Below are 18,800 nucleotides of genomic sequence, written 5' to 3'. Positions count from 1 at the left end.
GAGTATGTTAGGACATAGTGTCAGTGAGATAGTTTCTCTATGCAATCACTTTGTGATTGTACCAGAATGAATAGAACGAAAATTAAACTGAATACAAAATTCTCCAAAGCATCCACTTTCGGGTGCTTGACAGAGGTTTGTGGAGGTTTTTGGCTGGGGTTGTCTTCGATCCTCACGGGAATATATTTCAACACATAGCAGGAAATTCTAAATGACAGAATTAACACCATCACAACGAATGAGGTTGGAGATACTCCGACTAGTAATGAACGACACAGCAGCAGCTCAGAAGGCGATTGAGTTTATCGGTGATGACACACTCAAGTTTGAGCTATTCAAGGATCAATACAAACTCGTGCAAACCGAGTCCGGTGTTGTGGCTAGAACTGATAAATCCATTCGCAATGCTCAAGAGGCATTGAGTCTATTCAAGTAGTTCATCACACAGCCTATTCACAGAGTGGGCTGGATAATGAGTTAAGGAGGGAATATGGCAGCACCAAAAGGAAATAGATTCTGGGAGGCTAGAAGCAGTCATGGACGAAAGCCGATATTCGAATCGCCTGAACAGTTATGGGTGGCTTGCACTGAATATTTCGAATGGGTAGAAGAGAATCCGCTATATGAGATGAAGGCATTTTCCTTTCAGGGCAAAGTGACGCAAGAAGCTCTACCTAAGATGCGAGCCATGACGCTAACAGGGCTATGTTTGTTTCTCGATATCAGTGAAGACACATGGCGACTATACCGTGCCAGAGAAGACTTTATCGAGGTCACCACGCGAGCAGAGAAGATTATTTACGATCAGAAATTCTCTGGTGCAGCGGCCGATCTATTGAATGCAAACATTATAGCCCGTGATTTGGGGCTGAAAGAGCAGCAGCAAGTTGAAGACGTGACACCTGATAAGGGAGATCGCGACAAGCGCCGCTCTCGTATTAAGGAGTTACTGAGCCGTGGTGGAAGAAGCGATTCTTGATGAACTGAGCGAGGATGAGCAGATAGAGCTGCTTAAGTTACTCGAAGAAGAGAATACCTACAGAGAAACCCATCAGCTTTACGAGTTCACCCCATACGGTAAGCAGAGAGACTTCATTGAGGCAGGGGGTGAATATTCTGAACGTTGCTTCATGGCGGGTAATCAGCTAGGTAAATCGTTTACTGGAGGTGCAGAGGTTGCATTCCATCTTACCGGACGTTACCCAGGAACCAAAGGTTATCCAGATGATGGTGCATGGCAAGGTGATTGGGGTGGTAAAAGGTTCTATGAACCTGTCGTATTCTGGGTTGGCGGTGAGACAAACGAAACCGTAACCAAAACTACCCAACGTATTCTTTGTGGGCGCATCGAAGAGAATGGAGACCCCGGATACGGGTCAATACCGAAAGAGGACATCATAAGCTGGAAGAAGTCACCATTCTTCCCGAACCTTGTCGATCATCTTCTGGTAAGACACCGCAATCCAGACGGAGTAGAAGATGGTATGTCTCTCTGCTACTTCAAGCCTTACTCGCAGGGTCGTGCTCGTTGGCAGGGTGACACCATACATGGTGTCTGGTTCGATGAAGAGCCACCTTATAGCATTTACAGTGAAGGTCTGACTCGTACAAACAAATACGGTCAATTCTCCCTGCTGACATTTACTCCACTGATGGGTATGTCAGATGTCGTCACGAAATTCTTGAAGAGTCCAAGCAAAGCACAGAAGGTTGTCACCATGACAATCTATGATGCCGACCATTACACCGATAGCCAGAAAGAACAGATAATCGCTTCTTACCCTGAGCATGAGCGCGATGCTCGTTCTCGCGGTATCCCTACGATGGGCAGCGGGAGAATCTTTCAGATACCCGAAGAAACCATCAAGTGTCAGCCATTCGAATGCCCCGACCACTTCTACGTTATCAATGCCTGCGACTTTGGGTGGGATCATCCTCAAGCCCAGATACAGCTCTGGTGGGATAAAGACGAAGATGTCATTTATGTCGCCAGAGTCTGGAAGCAGAAAGAGAAGACAGCCACTGAAGCATGGAGCGCTGTCAAAGCATGGAGTCAAAAGATCCCGACCGCTTGGCCTCACGATGGTAACCAGCATGAGAAAGGTGGCGGTGAGCAGTTGAAAGAGCAGTATGCAGACGCTGGATTCATGATGCTGAAAGAGCACGCGACTTGGCCTGAAGGTGGCAACGCCGTTGAGCCAGGTATTGTAGAAATTAGAGACATGATGCTCGAAGGTAGGTTCAAGGTATTCAATACCTGTGAGCCTTTCTTTGATGAGTTCAGGCTCTATCATCGAGATGAAAACGGCAAGATAGTTAAGCTCAACGACGACATTCTTTCTGCTGTTCGCTACGGATACATGATGCGCAGATTCGCCAGAATGATGCGCGATATCAAAAAACCCAAACAAAGAACAATACCGGCACCCATCAGGCCGATAGCAAGAGGTAGATAATGGCCGAAACAAATAGCAGGCTGGAGGCAATTCTACAGCGGTTTGATGAGGATTGGACAGCCAGCGAAGAAGCCAGAACCGAGGCGCGTAACGATCTATTCTTTAGTCGTGTGTCGCAATGGGACGACTGGCTAAACAAATATACAACCCTGCAATACCGTGGACAGTTTGATGTCGTACGCCCTGTGGTGCGCAAACTGGTGGCAGAGATGCGCCAGAACCCGATTGATGTGATGTACCGACCCAAAGAGAGCGCCAATCCTGATAGTGCTGATGTTCTGATGGGGATGTACCGAACAGACATGAGACACAACACGGCTAAAACATCGGTAAATATTGCTGTTCGTGAGCAAATAGAATGTGGTGTCGGCGCATGGCGTTTGGTGACGGACTATGAAGACCAAGACCCGACCAGTAATAATCAGGTCATTCGCCGCGTTCCTATTCACGGTGCCTGTTCCCATGTCATTTGGGACGGCAATAGCCAGCAGATGGACAAATCTGATGCAAAGCATTGCACCATCATCCATTCACTGAGTAAAAACGGCTGGACGGCATTTGCTGAGGAATTCGGGTTAGATGGTGATGACATTCCCTCATTTCAAAGTCCCAATACATGGACGTTCCCGTGGTTCACGCAGAACACTATTCATGTAGCGGAATACTACGAGGTAGAGGAGAAGAAAGAACTCGTATTCATCTATCAAGACCCGTTATCTGGCGAACCTGTCAGCTATTTCAAGCGCGAAATCAAAGACGTGATCGATGAACTGGCTGATAAAGGGATGGTCAAGATAGGTGAGCGCAAGGTTAAACGTCGCCGTGTCTATAAAACCATTCTGTCATGCTCCGCTGTACTGAAAGATCGTGAACTCATTGCAGGTGAGCATATACCCATTGTTCCGGTATTCGGTGAATGGGGCTTCGTAGATGATAAAGAAGTCTATGAAGGTGTAGTCAGGCTGACAAAAGACGGTCAACGCTTGCGCAACATGATCATGTCATTCAATGCTGACATCGTAGCCCGAACGCCGAAGAAGAAACCGATATTCTGGCCTGAGCAAATCGCTGGTTATGAGCATATGTACAGTGGTACGGATGATTATCCGTATTACCTAGTGAACAAAACGGATGAAAATAACGGAGATCTGCCTACTCAACCGATCGCTTACATGGATAACCCAGAAGTACCACAGGCTAATGCCTATATGCTGGAAGCGGCGACTAATGCAGTGAAATCCGTTGCTACAGTGGGTGTTGATTCTGAAGCGGTGAACGGTAATCAGGTAGCATTCGATACCATCAATCAGCTAAATATGCGGTCAGACCTAGAAACCTATGTGTTTCAGGACAATCTATCTACCGCCATGCGCCGAGATGGTGAGATATACGCCTCAATCGTCAATGATATCTATGATGTGCCGCGCAATGTAGTGATGACATTACCAGATGGCAGCGAGAAAGATGTGCAGGTTATGTCTGAGGTCGTGGATCTAATGACGGGGCAGCGTGCAGTACTCAATGATGTTCGCGGGCGTTATGAGTGCTACACCGATGTTGGTCCATCTTTCCAGTCAATGAAAGAACAGAACCGAGCTGAAATCGGCGAGTTATTGAAATCGGTTCCCATTGAGCATCCGGCGTGGAATGTGTTGCTACTTCAATTCCTGTCATTGTTGGATGGCAAAGGTATTGATATCACAAGAGAGTACGCCACTAAACAGCTTGTTACACAAGGACTCAAGAAACCAGAGACACCGGAAGAGGAGCAATGGCTGGCTGAGGCTCAGCAACAATCTCAGCAGCAACAAGATCCAATGATGGTGGCAGCAATGGCAGAGCAAGAGAAAGCGCAAGCTGAAATCGTCAATGCTCAAACCAGAGCACAAGAGACACAAATCAAAGCATTCACCGCTCAGCAACAGGCTCAAGAATCACAAGCTAATACCGTTTATAAGTTGGCTCAGGCTAGGAACATAGATGAAAAAGCCGTGGTGGACGCTATCAAATTGCTGAATGAGGTTGCTAAACAGCAACAATCCAACATCCCTACCGCCAATACTGGCGAGATCCCTCAAACCATGTGAGAGAGTAATAAACATGAGCGATACCAACGAAATTCAGGCTACTGAAGAATTACCCCTGTCCGGCACTCAGGCGGCGGCATCCACTGAGAGCAATGTTGATAATGCCAATTCAACGGGGCAGAGCGACGGCTTTGAGATTGTCCTGAGTGACGATGAGACCCAGAAACAAGACCCGGCAACTAATGCCCATTTTGCAGCCAAGCGTATCGAACGCAAGCGCCAGCGCGAGCTGGAGCAGCAAATGGAGGCAGTGCAGCGCGGAGAGTTACCGGAGGATTTACGGGTAAAACCTGAGTTACCCACACAGCCAGATATCAATAATTATCTGTCTGATGATGCATTGGCGAAATATGACTACGACCAAAACAGGGCGCTAGCAGCATACCAACAAGCCAATCTTGAATGGCAGATGAATGCGATGGATGCTCGCAGTAATGCAGTAGCCGAGCAAGGCCGCAGGACTCAGGCGTTTACCCAGCAATCAGCACACATTGTCGAGTCAGCAAGGAAACACTATGACGCCGCAGAAAAACTTAACCTGCCTGATTATCAGGAAAAAGAGGACGCTTTCCGCCAAGTCGTACCGCCCGGTATTGATACGGAAATTATGCATCTCTTCCCTGAGAAGTCGGCTGCGATCATGTATCACCTGGGCGCAAATCCAGAGAAAGCGCGGCAACTGCTGACACTCGGATCACAGCAAGCGTTAATCGAACTTACGCGCCTTGCTGACAAGTTAACTATCAAACCTCGCGGTAAGCAAATCTCTGCCGCTCCTCCGGCTGATACACCATTAAGTGGCGATGTTACTGCCGCTAATCGTGACGCCATTCAGAAACAGATGGATGCAGCAGCAAGCAAGGGTGACACGGGGCTTTATCGCAAGCTAAAACAACAGTTGAAAGGAATTTGAAATGGCTTTAAACGAAGGTCAAGTAATCACATACATGGTCGATGAAATTATCGAGACCGTGGAAAACCTTACGCCAATGGCGCAGCGCGTAGATAAGTATGCACCGCCTGCGGGTGATATGCAGCGTTCACAGAATACCGTGTGGATGCCGTTGGAACAGGAAGCGCCTACCCAGCAGGGTTGGGATCTCACCAACAAAGAAACGGGTATCTTGGAGTTGTCCGTTAAGTGCAACATGGGCGTGCCTGATAACGACTTTTTCCAGCTTCGTGCGGATGATCTGCGTGATGAGCGTTCCATACGTCGCCGTATCAAAGCATCCGGTCAGAAACTGGCGAATAACGTTGAGATGGCCATCGCTAAGCAGGCCGTTGAGATGGGTTCTCTGGTAGTGGCAAGCCCTGAACAAATTGGCTCAGCTAAAACGGGCTGGGATTTCATTTCTGAGGCTGAGGCACTCATTTTCTCCCGCGAGTTGAATCGCAGCGCGGGTCTGTCTTTCTTCTTCAACCCGACAGATTACCGTGGGGCGGGTCAGGATCTGGCAGGTAAGGATTTCTTCGGACGTATTCCAGAAGAGGCGTATAAGGCTGGCACTATCCAGAAACAAGTGGCCGGATTCAATGACGTTCTGCGCTCTCCGAAAATGCCCTCTCTGCCAGCGTCAACCGCCACAGGCCTCACCGTCTCTGGTGCGCAGAAATTCAAGCCGCAAGCGTGGATTACTGATGCTGATGGAAACCACGAGAACGTAGATAATCGTACCGCTGTCGTTAAGTTGAGCGGCGCTGGTTTGAAACGCGGCGATAAGATTTCTTTCGCTGGTGTGAAATATCTGTCTCAGATGGCGAAGAACATTCTGACACAAGATGCAACGTTCTCCGTTGTGGCTATAAACGGAAATGATGTCACTATCACACCAAAGCCTGTTGCACTCAGCGACGACAAGTTAACACCGGAAGAACGCGCCTATGCCAACGTGAATATCTCGCTGGCTGATGGGATGGCGGTCAATGTGTTGAACATCAAGACAACGCAAGCCAACATTTTCTGGGCTGATGATTCTATCCGTCTGGTGTCCCAACCGATCCCAGTCAATCATGATCTGTTCTCAGGCATGAAGACAGAATCATTTTCAATCCCTAACGTGGGGCTGAATGGTGTCGTGGCCTACCAAGGGGATATCGGCACATTGTCCGGTAAGTGCCGTATTGCGCTGTGGTACTCCGCGTGTGCGGTTCGTCCAGAGGCTATCGGTGTCGGGTTGGCAGGTCAGAAATAATCACAAGGGGGCTTCGGCTCCCTTTTTATTTTGAGGTAAATCATGCAAAAGATGCTCTACAAATCAGGCGGCGACGTCAATGTCTGGGGAATGATGCTGCAAATCACGGTCATTGAACCAGAGGAATTGGACGAATATTTGGCTGATGGCTGGGTTGAAAATCCCATGGATACGTTGAAACCTGAGCCAGTGAATCTCGGCAAAGGTAAGGTAGGTGAAAATGGGGCTGACAACAAAGGGTGATTTGGTTAATGCGGCATTAAGAAAACTGGGCGTTGCCTCTAATGCCACGCTGACTGATATCGAACCGCAATCAATGGAAGATGCGATTAATGATTTAGAGTTGATGATGGCGGAATGGTATCAGGACGGCGCAGGTATTGATGCTGGTTATCGATTTGCAGAGGGTAATAATTTACCCGCTGACGGTGACGAGCACGGCATGAAAAGTAGCGCTATCAGTGCCGTTATTCATAACCTCGCTGTGCGGATTGCCCCAGATTACGCCATTGAGCCATCAATAAAGATCATCAACACCGCCAGATATGGCAAAGAGCTTTTGTATAAGCAATCTGCCATATCTCGCGCCCAGAAATCACGCTCTGATTATCCAGCACGAATGCCTATTGGTTCAGGTAATCACTGGGCGACTGTTAACGGCTGGCATTTTTATCCGGGAGGCAAACCACATGCCGATTCAACAACTCCCCCTGATGAAGGGGACGGGTAAAGACTACAAAAGCGCTGATTACGTTGATTTGCTCCCTGTCAACATGCTGGCGACACCGAAAGAAATATTGAGCGCATCTGGCTATCTCCGCTCCTTTCCCAGCATCACAAAACGCGCTGATGTTACTGGTATCTCACGAGGTGCCGAGTTCAATACTAAACAGTCGGCTGTTTATCGTGTGTTGGGTAATAAGCTGTATAGGGGGGCAAATGCTATTGGTGATGTCTCCGGCTCCGGTCGGATCAGCATGGCACACAGTTACAATAGTCAGGCGGTAGCGGCCAATGGTGTAATGTCACTTTATCGCTATGACGGTGCGGTCAAACGTCTGGAGAACTGGCCTGCCTCGTCTAAATTCAAACAATATGAAATTGGCTCTGTGCGTGATATTTGTCGCTCTCGTGGGCGCTACATTTGGGCTAAAGATGGCACTGATACGTTTGGTGTAACCGATTTGGATGATGAATCACATCCAGACCGTTATCGTGCATTGTACAGGGCTGAATCACAACCAGATGGTATCATCGGCATTGATACATGGCGCGATTTCGTGGTGTGTTTTGGTTCATCAACGATTGAGTATTTCTCTCTGACGGGTGCGACTGATACACAGGCCGCTATCTATGTTGCTCAGCCCTCATTAATGGTACAGAAAGGTATTGCCGGCACTCACTGTAAAACTGTATTTGGTGACTCCCACGCTATTATTAGTAATCAGGCAACGGGCGCACCTTCAGTCTATATTATCCAGCAGGGACAGGCATCTCCGATAGCTACAGCATCCATAGAGAAAATTCTTCGGGATTACACCGCTGATGAATTGGCAGCAGGCATTATGGAAACTCTGCGGTTCGATGCACACGAATTATTGATTATCCACCTACCGCGTCATGTTTTGTGCTACGACGCCTCAGCCAGTCAGAGTGGTGTGCAATGGTGCATCCTGAAAACTGGCCTGTTTGATGATGTCTATCGCGGCATTGATTTCATGTTCGAGGGTAATCAGATAACGGTTGGTGATAAATGCGAGCCTATGACCGGACAGCTTAATTTCTCTGCATCTGACCAGTACGGGCAGCAGCAGGAGCATTTGCTGTATACGCCAATGTTCAAAGCCGACAACGCACGGGTATTCGATTTCGAGCTGGAAGCCTCTACTGGTGTATCTCAATACGCTGACAGGTTATTTCTCTCTGCAACGGCTGATGGTATCAATTACGGGCGCGAGCAGATGATCGAACAGAACGCACCATTTATCTATGACAAACGGGTATTGTGGCGACGTGTTGGTCGTATCCGTAAAAACATCGGATTTAAAGTGCGAGTAATCACCAGATCTCCTGTCACTCTCTCCGGCTGTCAAATCAGGTTGGAATAATTATGGCTGATAATAATCTCAAAAATCCTGTAGAGATACAGGCGACTCGAATAGATGCAACACTGCTCCCCAGTAATTTCTCCCAGCCCTATTTTCTGTATGTTGTTCAACAGGGAGCTGATTTAGGGAATGTGGCAAATAAGGCTAATCAGGCGGGTGACGGTGCTTATGATGCTCAGGTTAAAAACGATGAGCAAGATATTATCCTGGATGATCATGGAAAAAGAATAACTCGGGCAGAAGAAACGCTAGAAGACCACGAAGTCAGAATCACCAAAGCAGAGGAAGACTTAGCAAAACTTGAAGTTAGGGTTTTGAATATCGAGCATGACGTTGATGGTCTTAAGATAAAGATACAAGACATAGATGGTCAGGTATCTGAAATAAAAGTTGACTATGTATCCAAGAAGGCAACAGCAACTCAAGTTATCTCGTCACCCATCGATGTAAAAAACAACTACCTAATAAATGGCCTTAATGTTGTTGGTCAAAGGATTACTGGCTTTACTGCAATGACAGGATCGGCAAATAAAGGGGCAATTGATGCCAACCAGTCATGGACAGCAGAAGAAACGTATACACGGTCAACAATTCAATCCCTGATGAATCAGGTCACATTATTGGCGCAACGCTCCAAAGGATACGACGACGCACTTCGAGCTCACGGACTCATCGACTAATGACAAAAATAGACACTATCACTGGTTCACAACTCATGCGGCTGTGGGGCGTTTCGTCGTGGGTGGATTATCCGGCTGATTATTATCTCTGGCAGGGGTGTGGTGTATTTGTGGTGATTGAGCGAGGCGAACATGTTGAATTGCATATGGCAATGAAGAAAGGTGAAAGGCATCGCTCCAGTGATGCAGCCAGCGACATTCTTTCACTGATTGGCAATAGGGTTATCCATGCGCCGATCCTTTCAGCATCGAAGCACGTCTGTAATTTGGCGAGAAAATTTGGCTTTCACCTGCAATCAGATGATGTCGTTGAACTCATTGATGGACGCAGAGAACAATTATTTTTAATGGTTAGGAGTTAATTATGGGTGGAATAGTTAGCGGTATCGGTAGTGCTGTAGGCGGGATAATTGGGGGTATTGGGGCGAGCAAAGGTGCCAAAGAGCAGGCTCGTTCGAATGACCGTGCAATGGATAACCAAATGGCTATGTATGAAAAGCAGCTTGAGTTGCTTGAGCCATTTAGGAAAGCAGGTGTATCTGGGTTAGAGGGTTTGCAAGGCATGGCAGGTAAACCCATTGATAGAAATGCTTTAACAGCAGAGTATTTAAAAAGTCCTGAATATCAGATGATGGCAGACCAAGCAAGATACCAACAATTAGCGTCGGCAGAGGCCACTGGCGGTCTTGGGTCATCATCAAACGGTAATGCGCTTGCTGCTATAACGCCTCAGCTTGTTCAGCAGTATCTCGGTAATATGCAAGGGCAACAGCAAGATATGTATAACCAGTTGATGGGCTTAACTAACGTTGGCTTGTCTGGTGCGGGCGCTCAGTCTGCTGCTTCGGCTGGAAATGCTAATGCTATGGGAGCTTTATATGGTCAACAAGGGGCAATAAATGCAGGGAGGAAAGCGCTTCCGTGGCAGATTGCAGCAGGGGCAAACAACAGCATCAATAACGGTGCATCGCAGGATATTAATCAGTTCGGTGGCATGGTTGGCAAAATGTTTGGCGGGATGATGGGGGGCGCGTTCTGATGACTCAACCAATTAACTATTATGAATCTCTCATGCCTGATCTGGCAGGTCAGGCACTAAAGGAGACACAAAATAGGCTCGGTCAATCTCAGTTGACAGGGCTAAACCTGCAAAACCAGCAAATGCAGCAGCAGATGAGCGAACAGCAGGCATTTAGACAGGCGTTACCCGGTGCAATCAATGATCCGCAAAAGTTGCGAGAACTGGCGGTTCAATACCCCTCTCAGTTACAAAATATTCAGGCTCAATTGGGGTTCAGAAGCGCACAAGATGTTGCAGCACTAGATAGCACGGTAAATCAATTGCAATTAGCGATATCGACAGGCGATCCGCGCAATGTGGCGGCAGCTATTGTGCAGAATGCTGAGGTTATTCAGTCTAAAGGTGTTGAGCCTCAGCAGCTAATGGCGATGTATGCAAATAATCCTGAGCAGCTTAATGAAGTTCTCTCGACCGTTAAGCTAGGGACGCTGAGTGCTAAAGACCAGTTTGAAGTGTTGGATAAACGCGAAGGCCGAGAGGTTGACCGTGGGAAGTTAACTGAAACCATGCGGAGTAATCGTGCGTCTGAGTCGCTACAGGCCAGAAATCAAGATATCCAAGTTCGCGGGCAGGATATTAGTCGAGCTAATGCTCTTACTTCTGCCTATGCCCCGACATCAGCAATGCAGAACTACCAACAGTATGCAAACATGCTAAAAGCTGATCCTGAAGGGGCTAAAACATTTGCTCAGGCCGCTGGAATAAATCCATCTGAGAAGAAGTTATTTAAAGTAGAAACTATGCCGGATGGTTCGGTAATGAAATATTATTCAAACGGAGAAGAGGAAAAAGGGAAAATTACCGATCCGATTAAAGACGCTAATATGCGTAAGCCCCTATCCGTGCGGGAGGCTGACGGCATATTACAGAAAGCCAGTGAAGGTTCCAAATCTGCGGCTGGCTTTGCTATGCGCATTGAAGATGGGTTATCAGGCATGGATCAATTAATGAAGTCCAGTCAGATTTCGCCACAAAGAGCGGCATTTATTTCTGCCCGTCTGGGTGATGGAATGATTGCAAATACTGCGTTAAGCCCATCTGAACAAGCCTATTTACTTCATGCCAGAGATACAGTTAATGCCATCTTGCGCAAAGATACTGGAGCGGCCATAACCGATGCAGAGACGAAAGAATATGGTAGGTTATATCTTCCTCAGCCCGGAGAAAGTAACAAAGCTTTAGATGTGAAGAACAAAAAGCTGGAAGCTAGATTCAAAACATTTCGCGGTGAATCTGGGTTGGCTTATGAAGCAATGAAAGTATCGTCAAAAGCGTATGATGCTCAAGAACAGACTGTTGCCGATACCCAACAATCATCTTCATCTGGCGGGGTTAGTGAGGGAGCAACAGCAACCAATCCAAACACAGGACAAAAAATAATATTTAGAGGTGGCAAATGGCAACCAATGTAGTATTACCTGATGGTTTTGTTTTGGATAGCGACAATTCAGTAAATTCAGCTCCCTCACTTCCTGATGGCTTTGTTCTTGATAGCCAGCAACAAGCGCCACAGCAATCTGAACGCGGACTTTTCGGTGATGTTGCAGCCGGAATTGCTGAAACAGGGAAATCACTAGCTCAGGCGGGTGTAAATGTTGCAAATATTATCCCTGATGTTGGTGATGCAGTTGTTAGTGCTGGTGCGTGGGCGGGTGAAAAGATCGGCTTAGGTGATGGAACATACACGCCCGCTACACGATTCGAATTACCCGACAATCTCAAGCCAACAACAACCGAGGGTAAGGTGCTTTCACAGGCTCTGCCATTCTTGGTAAACCCCGCGGGGACTGCATCTCGTGGCGCGGCATTAACCGAAAAGGCCGCCCGGCTTGCTGCTGAGAACGCAGTCGGTGTACTGGCTGAAAATGCAGGAAAAGGCGAAAACGGGAACCTAGCAACAGATTTAATGACGGCCACGGCACTAAGCGCCGCCACGAAGGGATTGTTTAACTTAGCCGGGGCTGGATATAGAGGCATCAAAGGAGCGATGACACCAGAGGCTCAACAAGCGGTACAATTTGCCGAGCGCAACAATGTTCCATTGATGACTACTGATGTTGTCCAGCCAGCGACATTTGCAGGGCGATCAGCTCAAGCTCTTGGTGAGAAAATTCCAATCACAGGAACAGGTGCCCCCAGAAGAGCGCAGCAGCAAGCCAGAGAAGGCCTGATTGAGAATTTCTCTCGTCGTTACGGAGTGTCAAATCCAGAAGCGGTAATGGCTAGTCTGAATAGAAAGTCTGGTTCTGGCGGATATATCAGAGAAGCGGCTGGAAATAGATTGAATGCTATATCTACGGACATGGCGGTAGTTGGTGAAATACCCACAGCCAGATCATTGCAAGCCATTGATAAAGAGGTGGCTTACTTAGGCAGGCTGGGTGATGTTTCAGACCAGGCAACCATCAATCAATTACAAAACTATAGGAACGAAATAGCCAAGGGAGCAGACTTTCAGCACCTAAGAGACCTGAGAACTCAGTTTAGGCAGGATGTTAGAGGGGAAAGAGCTGTCTGGCCGTCTCAATCTGAGGCGGCAGTTAACCGGGCATATAAGGCTATGACCGAAGATATTGATGCAGCAGTGAGGCAAAATCTAGGTAATGAAGCTGTACGCAGGTATCAGCAAGCCACTGAGATATATGCCAGAGAGGCTGTCAGCGTAAATAACACACGGCTTAAAAACGTATTGCAGAAGGGCGAATTGACGCCAGAAGTAGCTAATAACTTGCTTTTCAGTAATAAGCGGAGTGAGGTTGCCAGATTGTATCGTTCTCTGGATGAACATGGACGTCAATCGGCAAGGGCTGCCATTATCGGCAAGGCTTTTGAATCATCCGGTGGAAGCCCTGATAAATTCCTAAACGCAGTCAACCGACTTGGAAATCAAACGGGTATATTCTTTCGAGGTCAAGAACGGCAATATCTCAATGGATTAACTCGCTATCTTGATTCAACCAGAAGGGCAGCAAGAGCCGGAGCAGTAACGCCCACAGGACAAGAGTTGCTACAAGTGGGTGTGCCAGCAGGTATAGCAACTGATGTTGTTGGAACCGGTGGTATGGGGACGGCGGCTTTTGGGTCTTATGGGGCATTAGCCAGAGTTTATGAAAACCCTCGCGTCAGAAACTTTATGTTGCGACTGGCTAACACACCAAGAGGCAGTACCGCAGCCGATGCAATAATAGAGCGAACTCAATCACTGGTTAATTCTATTTTGCAAGGAGAAAGAGCCGAACTGACTAATAAGAATTAACTGATTGTTATTTTAGGAAATCACCTATTTTCACAGCGCCGCTTAACTGCGTTTTTACATCCAAATTTAATACACACAGCAAATCTGCTGGGATTTCGCACGTCTGGAGAACATAAATGTCAGAAATAATACCTAATGTTGTCGTCTCAATGCCGTCTCAGTTATTTACTATGGCACGCTCTTTCAAGGCGTGCTCTAACGGTAAGATTTACATCGGCAAGATAGACACAGACCCAACCATACCAGAGAACCAGATTCAGGTTTATATGGAACGTGAGAATGGTGATTTGGTTCCAGCACCACAGCCTATCATTATCAATGCTGCTGGTTATCCGGTTTATGCCGGACAGATTGCTAAGTTCGTGACCGTTGAAGGTCACTCTATGGCTGTTTATGACAGTTATGGCGCTCAACAGTTTTATTTTCCTAACATTTTGAAATATGAACCTGACAGGTTAAAACAGCAATTATCATCAGATACTGGATATCAGTTAGTGGGAGGATTAAGCGCAAATTATATGCGTGTATATGATACTGTTGCAGATATGCGATCTGACACTGGGTTAATGGTTGACTACCTAGTTAAAACCAGAGGGTTCTATGCTCGTAATGATGGTGGTGAGGCTATTTACCTAATCACCAATAATACATCTGATGATTTGGTTAACCTGAAATTAGATAATGGTCTAACGGCCTCGCTGGAATCAAAAACTAATGTCAATATTTTAAGTGTTGGTGCTAAAGCTGATACGGACATAGGTGGTATTTTATCTAAGCTACAAGATATTGCAGAGGTTAATACTATCCTTATTCCGGCACAGAGCTTTGATTGCAACACAAAGATTAATGTTAAAAAGAATTTTAAGTTTTCAAATGGTGCGCAAATTATCAATAGAACATTGCGTGATGATATGTTTGTTTTTGAGATAGATCATATTGAATTTAGTACGGAAGGATATGGAAATAAGGCCAGAATCGCAGTGGACACCGTACTTACAGGGTGGGATCATGCAGTTTGTTTGGTATTAGGGAAAAATAATTTACGCAATATAACTATTTGCAATTTAAATTTAGTTGGGTGCAAAGGTGATAAATCAGGCACGTCTCTTATGTTACGGGCAGATTTAAGTGGGGATGGTGGGCAGTACGTCGATGAACGCCGTAGATGGAATAGTATTTGCTGGGGTCGATTCAATAATCTTACATTAGGCTTTGGTAAATACGCCTTGCAGATACTAGCAGTTCAACCAAAAAAAGAGGATGTAGTAGCTGAGGGCATGGCAGGTTCAGATGGCGGCTCTTGGATTACATCGTGTCAGTTTAAAAACTTACATATTGAAGGTGCTCAGCATGGCTTCATTTTAAAATGTGTACCTATAGTGCAAGGCCAGTATCCGTACAATACTCAGATAGCAGAGATACAATCTGATTTTGTTCAGCAGTGGGGCGGAGACGCGGTACACGCTGTTTACATTGATGGAGCAGGGCAAAATAAGATAAATTTCTTTGCTTGGGATTATGATGGATACCCTACAAAACCAGAGAAAATGGTCGTAGTTAAAGGTATTGATGGCGGCGATAATATAATTAGTGGGAATGCATCACTCAATTATGTCGAAATGCAATCATATGTCCATAACGTATACAAGTTGGAATATGAAGCGGAAGATTACACCGCCACACTGCACCGTAGAATTTGCTGTTTGAAAAGTATGGGGTCGAAAGGTCTTGTTATAGATAATTCATATTATACATCAGTTGGAATATATTCAGTTGAAAGCTACCCTCAAGATGATTATGCATTTAAATTGAAGTTTAGACCAGGATATTCTTCATTTCAGAGGCCATATGTCATGTGCACAAGCTGTAATAATGCGGATGGAATAACATTGAAGCCACTTTACAATAACCCATCTTCCAGTGTTGGCGAGTCTTATTTTTATTTAATGAAAGCTAATGGGGAGTTAATAAAGCCAAACCAACTAAGTGAAGGCATGATGTTTTTTGTTGAAATAATATGCGTTTAATAAAACATAAAGGCCGAATATCGGCCTTTTTTTATTAGTTACACTCTATTTTTCCTAAATGGTATAGAATGCCATCGTTAAATTTAATTATTGAATATGTACCATTATAATTTTTTACAATATCAATACAATTAATGCTACTTGGAATATCATCATAATATCCTTTAAACTCAAAAAGAGGAAATATTTTACTCATATAGTTTGTTAGACTGCCAATTCGACTACCAACAATGCCTTTAAGAAATGGTATCTTTTGTAATATTTGGTCGGTTATATAAGGTGGTTGCAGGTAACCATAGACATACACCGGACTATCTATGTTTAGGTTTCTGTAATCATAGTACATTGACCTAATTACATCTTTTTCATACTCAACATATGCCTTGCTTGCATTTATATAATTTGTTGATATAGAGAAGAATAATAATACAGGTGGTATTATAGATATAGAAGCAAGTAAGTTTATATATTTATTATTACTTTCTGTCGTCACTAAAATGCAAATAAGCATTATAAGTGCATTTACTCCGATCATTATTCTAGGTTCGTATACTGGTTTTTTTAACAAAAAGAATATGATAAAGGATGAAATGAAAGACAAAGAAAAAAACAAGAAAAACAATACATTTGTTTTTTTTATTTTGCTTAAAAAAATAAATCTTATCAATTTAATAACTAATAAAATAATGATAACGGAGAATATAATTGCAAATTCATGGTTAATTAATATTGTTAAAGTGTCGTACAAATTTGAAAAATTTAATTTTATTGAACTGATTATGCTATCAGATGAAATGCTGATTGATTCAGCCCTATACTTTGCATATCCACCACCAACATAGAATGGTGACACTATAAAATAGTATATAAATAAAGATAAACCACCAGATATAACTCTGGCAATGTTAGTTATTCCACTGCTACTATTACATAGGTAAGATAATAAAATTAAAGCATAGAATACTGGCAGGGATGCCTGATATGTTGTTAATAAGCACATAACAGACAACATCGAAACTATACAATGTACATATAATTTTGCTCTTTCATTAATAATAAAAGGTAATGTAGCGAATAATATTGATAGCGCCATTGTTACAACATCGAAATGATATAGTAGGTTTTGTATATAAAATGGGCTTAAAAACAATAATGACGATGAAATAACTACAGCTATTTTATTGCTTTTTACTATATATGTACAAATTACTCCGCATGATATTGCTGATATAATTATTGCCAATATCTGTGACATAGGTGCTATATCGGTTAACCTACCATCAAAGTTCAATAATTTTATTATTAAGTTTGTTAGTGGTCTACCGTCCAAATCCCAATCGAAATATTGAGATACAACCCTACCATTGTCATCTCTATAGTATGTGCCGAATAAAAAAATAGGCACCATATACAAACATAAAATTATAGATGAATTTTTGCAGTTAGAAATAAAAGAGTTCATCTTACTTCCTTCTAATAATATATTTTGGTCTTTGTTTTGATTCAGTGTATATTCTACCTATGTACTCTCCCAGCACACCAATACCAATAAGCTGAATACCGCCTAAGAATAAAATTGATACTAATAATGATGGATAGCCCGGAACAGGATTATCCCATATCAATTTGTCGATAATCATCCAGATGCCATAAATAAATGAAAGTGCAGCAACACCTAATCCAATATATGTCCAAACTCTTAATGGGAAGGTAGAAAAACTGGTGATACCTTCCAGCGCTAAGTTCCACAACTTCCAGCCGTTAAATTTAGATTCTCCTGCGGAGCGTTCTGCGCGAGTGTATTCAACAACCTCAACATTGCCACCAACCCACGAAAGAATACCTTTCATGAACAAGTTGCGTTCTGGTAATTTTTTTATGTTCTCAACAGTTTCACGAGACATTAGGCGAAAGTCACCGACATTCTCTTCTATTTTTGGTGTGCTGATTTTGTTATGCAGTTTGTAGAACCATTCCGCTGATTTGCGTTTTAGCAAACCATCAGTCGAGCGATCTGTTCGTTTTGCTAATACAACGTCAGCCCCTTCTTGCCATTTCTCTATTAACTGTGGGATAACCTCTATTGGGTCTTGCAAATCAACATCAATAGGAATGACCGCATCACCAGTAGCATGATCAAGACCTGCAAATAGGGCTGGCTCCTTACCGAAGTTACGAGTAAAGCTGAGAGGGATAACTAACTGATCTGATATAGCAAGAGCATTAATTATGCTTTCTGTCAAATCTTTACTGCCATCATTAATGAATAAAATTTCAATATCATATTTTTTTAGTTCTTCATTTTCTCTGACGGTCTTATAGAAAATTGGTATTGCTTCCTCTTCATTGAAGACAGGCACGACCAGTGAGATTTTCATTATTCTTTACCCTTAAAGACGAAAAATTTTGAGTATACAAACCCTAGCACTAAGCTAATCGCAGAGAACGCAATTAATGTTGCTATAGGTTGTATGTTCATCACATCAGATAGATGTCCTGTAAGGTAGCTCAACAGCCCCATAAATGAAACAAACGCAATATATCGCCCTCCAGTGGCTTTTTTTTGGAAGGTAAATTTAGCATTTGCATAAAAAGAAAATGTTACGGCTGCGCAGAAACCAACTAAGTTACTGATTGCTTGAGTTGCACTAAATAGATACATCAGAACAGCGAACAGTAACCAATGGATTAGTGTGTTGATAACACCAATTGACACATATTTTGTGAATAACTTTATCATTTTCAATAAATTATATGAAATTTAACGCACTAGCATATCACTTTAGGGAGAATTTATCACCTACTTAGGTTATTGCAACCCCCTTATACCCTACGATCTCCGCTTTTCTTTAGGTAGTCGCAGGGTTTGATATCTCATCAATGTAGTCAGTGGGCTGGTGGGTGTGACAC

At 44.3% G+C, this 18,800-nt stretch carries 18 protein-coding genes; 15 read left to right on the top strand and 3 right to left on the bottom strand.

The features are described from left to right. Positions 1 to 211: 211 nt before the first annotated feature. The 15 genes from PSI22_RS05400 to PSI22_RS05330 all read left to right on the top strand — a co-directional run bounded on the left by PSI22_RS05400 (position 212) and on the right by PSI22_RS05330 (position 15,890). Positions 212 to 436 carry a DUF2560 family protein gene (locus PSI22_RS05400; protein ID WP_038218577.1) on the top strand — a complete coding sequence of 75 codons (225 nt, stop codon included), beginning with the start codon at positions 212 to 214 and terminating at the stop codon, positions 434 to 436. A gap of 54 nt (positions 437 to 490) precedes the next feature. Then, the gene (locus tag PSI22_RS05395; protein ID WP_273578886.1) at positions 491 to 979 is read left to right on the top strand and encodes a DNA-packaging protein; all 489 of its coding nucleotides are present in this window, start codon (positions 491 to 493) and stop codon (positions 977 to 979) included. Then, positions 957 to 2,456, top strand: a complete 1,500-nt coding sequence (locus tag PSI22_RS05390) for a terminase large subunit domain-containing protein (protein WP_273578885.1) — start codon at positions 957 to 959, stop codon at positions 2,454 to 2,456. The genes PSI22_RS05395 and PSI22_RS05390 overlap by 23 nt, the downstream gene beginning before the upstream one ends. After that, a complete protein-coding gene (locus tag PSI22_RS05385; RefSeq protein WP_273578884.1) occupies positions 2,456 to 4,543 on the top strand; it encodes a portal protein in 2,088 nt (695 codons plus the stop codon). Before PSI22_RS05390 ends, PSI22_RS05385 begins: the two co-directional genes overlap by 1 nt. Before the next feature lie 13 nt (positions 4,544 to 4,556). Further along, a complete protein-coding gene (locus PSI22_RS05380) occupies positions 4,557 to 5,456 on the top strand; it encodes a scaffolding protein (protein WP_273578883.1) in 900 nt (299 codons plus the stop codon). 1 nt (position 5,457) lies between these two features. Next, a complete protein-coding gene (locus PSI22_RS05375) occupies positions 5,458 to 6,738 on the top strand; it encodes a P22 phage major capsid protein family protein (protein WP_273578882.1) in 1,281 nt (426 codons plus the stop codon). Between the two features lie 42 nt (positions 6,739 to 6,780). Continuing rightward, entirely contained in the window at positions 6,781 to 6,981 is a 201-nt protein-coding gene (locus PSI22_RS05370) for a hypothetical protein (protein WP_273578881.1), read from the top strand. Next, positions 6,959 to 7,468 (top strand): packaged DNA stabilization gp4 family protein, encoded by a 510-nt coding sequence (locus tag PSI22_RS05365; RefSeq protein ID WP_273578880.1) that lies wholly within the window; start codon positions 6,959 to 6,961, stop codon positions 7,466 to 7,468. The genes PSI22_RS05370 and PSI22_RS05365 overlap by 23 nt, the downstream gene beginning before the upstream one ends. After that, positions 7,428 to 8,846 carry a packaged DNA stabilization protein gene (locus tag PSI22_RS05360; protein ID WP_273578879.1) on the top strand — a complete coding sequence of 473 codons (1,419 nt, stop codon included), beginning with the start codon at positions 7,428 to 7,430 and terminating at the stop codon, positions 8,844 to 8,846. Before PSI22_RS05365 ends, PSI22_RS05360 begins: the two co-directional genes overlap by 41 nt. Before the next feature lie 2 nt (positions 8,847 to 8,848). Next, positions 8,849 to 9,526 (top strand): phage tail protein, encoded by a 678-nt coding sequence (locus PSI22_RS05355; RefSeq protein WP_273578878.1) that lies wholly within the window; start codon positions 8,849 to 8,851, stop codon positions 9,524 to 9,526. Continuing rightward, a complete protein-coding gene (locus PSI22_RS05350; protein WP_273578877.1) occupies positions 9,526 to 9,888 on the top strand; it encodes a hypothetical protein in 363 nt (120 codons plus the stop codon). Before PSI22_RS05355 ends, PSI22_RS05350 begins: the two co-directional genes overlap by 1 nt. Before the next feature lie 2 nt (positions 9,889 to 9,890). Beyond that, complete coding sequence (locus PSI22_RS05345; RefSeq protein ID WP_273578876.1) at positions 9,891 to 10,565, top strand: P22-gp17 family phage DNA ejection protein; 675 nt, start codon at positions 9,891 to 9,893, stop codon at positions 10,563 to 10,565. Continuing rightward, positions 10,565 to 12,019 carry a phage DNA ejection protein gene (locus tag PSI22_RS05340; RefSeq protein ID WP_273578875.1) on the top strand — a complete coding sequence of 485 codons (1,455 nt, stop codon included), beginning with the start codon at positions 10,565 to 10,567 and terminating at the stop codon, positions 12,017 to 12,019. Before PSI22_RS05345 ends, PSI22_RS05340 begins: the two co-directional genes overlap by 1 nt. After that, positions 12,004 to 13,863, top strand: a complete 1,860-nt coding sequence (locus PSI22_RS05335) for a P22-gp16 family phage DNA ejection protein (RefSeq protein WP_273578874.1) — start codon at positions 12,004 to 12,006, stop codon at positions 13,861 to 13,863. Before PSI22_RS05340 ends, PSI22_RS05335 begins: the two co-directional genes overlap by 16 nt. Positions 13,864 to 13,979: 116 nt before the next feature. Then, positions 13,980 to 15,890: a phage head-binding domain-containing protein gene (locus PSI22_RS05330; protein ID WP_273578873.1), complete on the top strand. Its 1,911-nt coding sequence runs from the start codon at positions 13,980 to 13,982 to the stop codon at positions 15,888 to 15,890. 34 nt (positions 15,891 to 15,924) lie between these two features. On the opposite strand, the gene PSI22_RS05325 is transcribed toward PSI22_RS05330, so the two are convergent. From PSI22_RS05325 to PSI22_RS05315, 3 genes are read right to left on the bottom strand one after another with little or no spacing between them, the layout of a single operon-like run. Continuing rightward, complete coding sequence (locus PSI22_RS05325) at positions 15,925 to 17,352, bottom strand: glucosyltransferase domain-containing protein (protein ID WP_273578872.1); 1,428 nt, start codon at positions 17,350 to 17,352, stop codon at positions 15,925 to 15,927. A gap of 1 nt (position 17,353) precedes the next feature. Further along, positions 17,354 to 18,268, bottom strand: coding sequence for a glycosyltransferase family 2 protein (locus PSI22_RS05320; RefSeq protein WP_273578871.1), 915 nt, complete (start codon positions 18,266 to 18,268; stop codon positions 17,354 to 17,356). Further along, positions 18,268 to 18,630, bottom strand: coding sequence for a GtrA family protein (locus PSI22_RS05315; protein WP_273578870.1), 363 nt, complete (start codon positions 18,628 to 18,630; stop codon positions 18,268 to 18,270). The genes PSI22_RS05320 and PSI22_RS05315 overlap by 1 nt, the downstream gene beginning before the upstream one ends. Positions 18,631 to 18,800: the final 170 nt, after the last annotated feature.

Source organism: Xenorhabdus aichiensis, assembly GCF_028598775.1.
Lineage (GTDB): Bacteria > Pseudomonadota > Gammaproteobacteria > Enterobacterales > Enterobacteriaceae > Xenorhabdus > Xenorhabdus bovienii.
Note: the sequence above shows the minus strand (reverse complement) of the source record. Positions and strands in the feature narration are given on the sequence as shown.

What these genes read in the sequence shown, in the direction of transcription:
- PSI22_RS05400 (WP_038218577.1), top strand. Translation starts at nt 212, where the DNA reads ATGACAGAATTAACACCATCACAACGAATGAGGTTGGAGATACTCCGA.
- PSI22_RS05395 (WP_273578886.1), top strand. Translation starts at nt 491, where the DNA reads ATGGCAGCACCAAAAGGAAATAGATTCTGGGAGGCTAGAAGCAGTCAT.
- PSI22_RS05385 (WP_273578884.1), top strand. Translation starts at nt 2,456, where the DNA reads ATGGCCGAAACAAATAGCAGGCTGGAGGCAATTCTACAGCGGTTTGAT.
- PSI22_RS05380 (WP_273578883.1), top strand. Translation starts at nt 4,557, where the DNA reads ATGAGCGATACCAACGAAATTCAGGCTACTGAAGAATTACCCCTGTCC.
- PSI22_RS05375 (WP_273578882.1), top strand. Translation starts at nt 5,458, where the DNA reads ATGGCTTTAAACGAAGGTCAAGTAATCACATACATGGTCGATGAAATT.
- PSI22_RS05370 (WP_273578881.1), top strand. Translation starts at nt 6,781, where the DNA reads ATGCAAAAGATGCTCTACAAATCAGGCGGCGACGTCAATGTCTGGGGA.
- PSI22_RS05365 (WP_273578880.1), top strand. Translation starts at nt 6,959, where the DNA reads ATGGGGCTGACAACAAAGGGTGATTTGGTTAATGCGGCATTAAGAAAA.
- PSI22_RS05360 (WP_273578879.1), top strand. Translation starts at nt 7,428, where the DNA reads ATGCCGATTCAACAACTCCCCCTGATGAAGGGGACGGGTAAAGACTAC.
- PSI22_RS05355 (WP_273578878.1), top strand. Translation starts at nt 8,849, where the DNA reads ATGGCTGATAATAATCTCAAAAATCCTGTAGAGATACAGGCGACTCGA.
- PSI22_RS05350 (WP_273578877.1), top strand. Translation starts at nt 9,526, where the DNA reads ATGACAAAAATAGACACTATCACTGGTTCACAACTCATGCGGCTGTGG.
- PSI22_RS05345 (WP_273578876.1), top strand. Translation starts at nt 9,891, where the DNA reads ATGGGTGGAATAGTTAGCGGTATCGGTAGTGCTGTAGGCGGGATAATT.
- PSI22_RS05340 (WP_273578875.1), top strand. Translation starts at nt 10,565, where the DNA reads ATGACTCAACCAATTAACTATTATGAATCTCTCATGCCTGATCTGGCA.
- PSI22_RS05335 (WP_273578874.1), top strand. Translation starts at nt 12,004, where the DNA reads ATGGCAACCAATGTAGTATTACCTGATGGTTTTGTTTTGGATAGCGAC.
- PSI22_RS05330 (WP_273578873.1), top strand. Translation starts at nt 13,980, where the DNA reads ATGTCAGAAATAATACCTAATGTTGTCGTCTCAATGCCGTCTCAGTTA.
- PSI22_RS05325 (WP_273578872.1), bottom strand. Translation starts at nt 17,352, where the DNA reads ATGAACTCTTTTATTTCTAACTGCAAAAATTCATCTATAATTTTATGT.
- PSI22_RS05320 (WP_273578871.1), bottom strand. Translation starts at nt 18,268, where the DNA reads ATGAAAATCTCACTGGTCGTGCCTGTCTTCAATGAAGAGGAAGCAATA.
- PSI22_RS05315 (WP_273578870.1), bottom strand. Translation starts at nt 18,630, where the DNA reads ATGATAAAGTTATTCACAAAATATGTGTCAATTGGTGTTATCAACACA.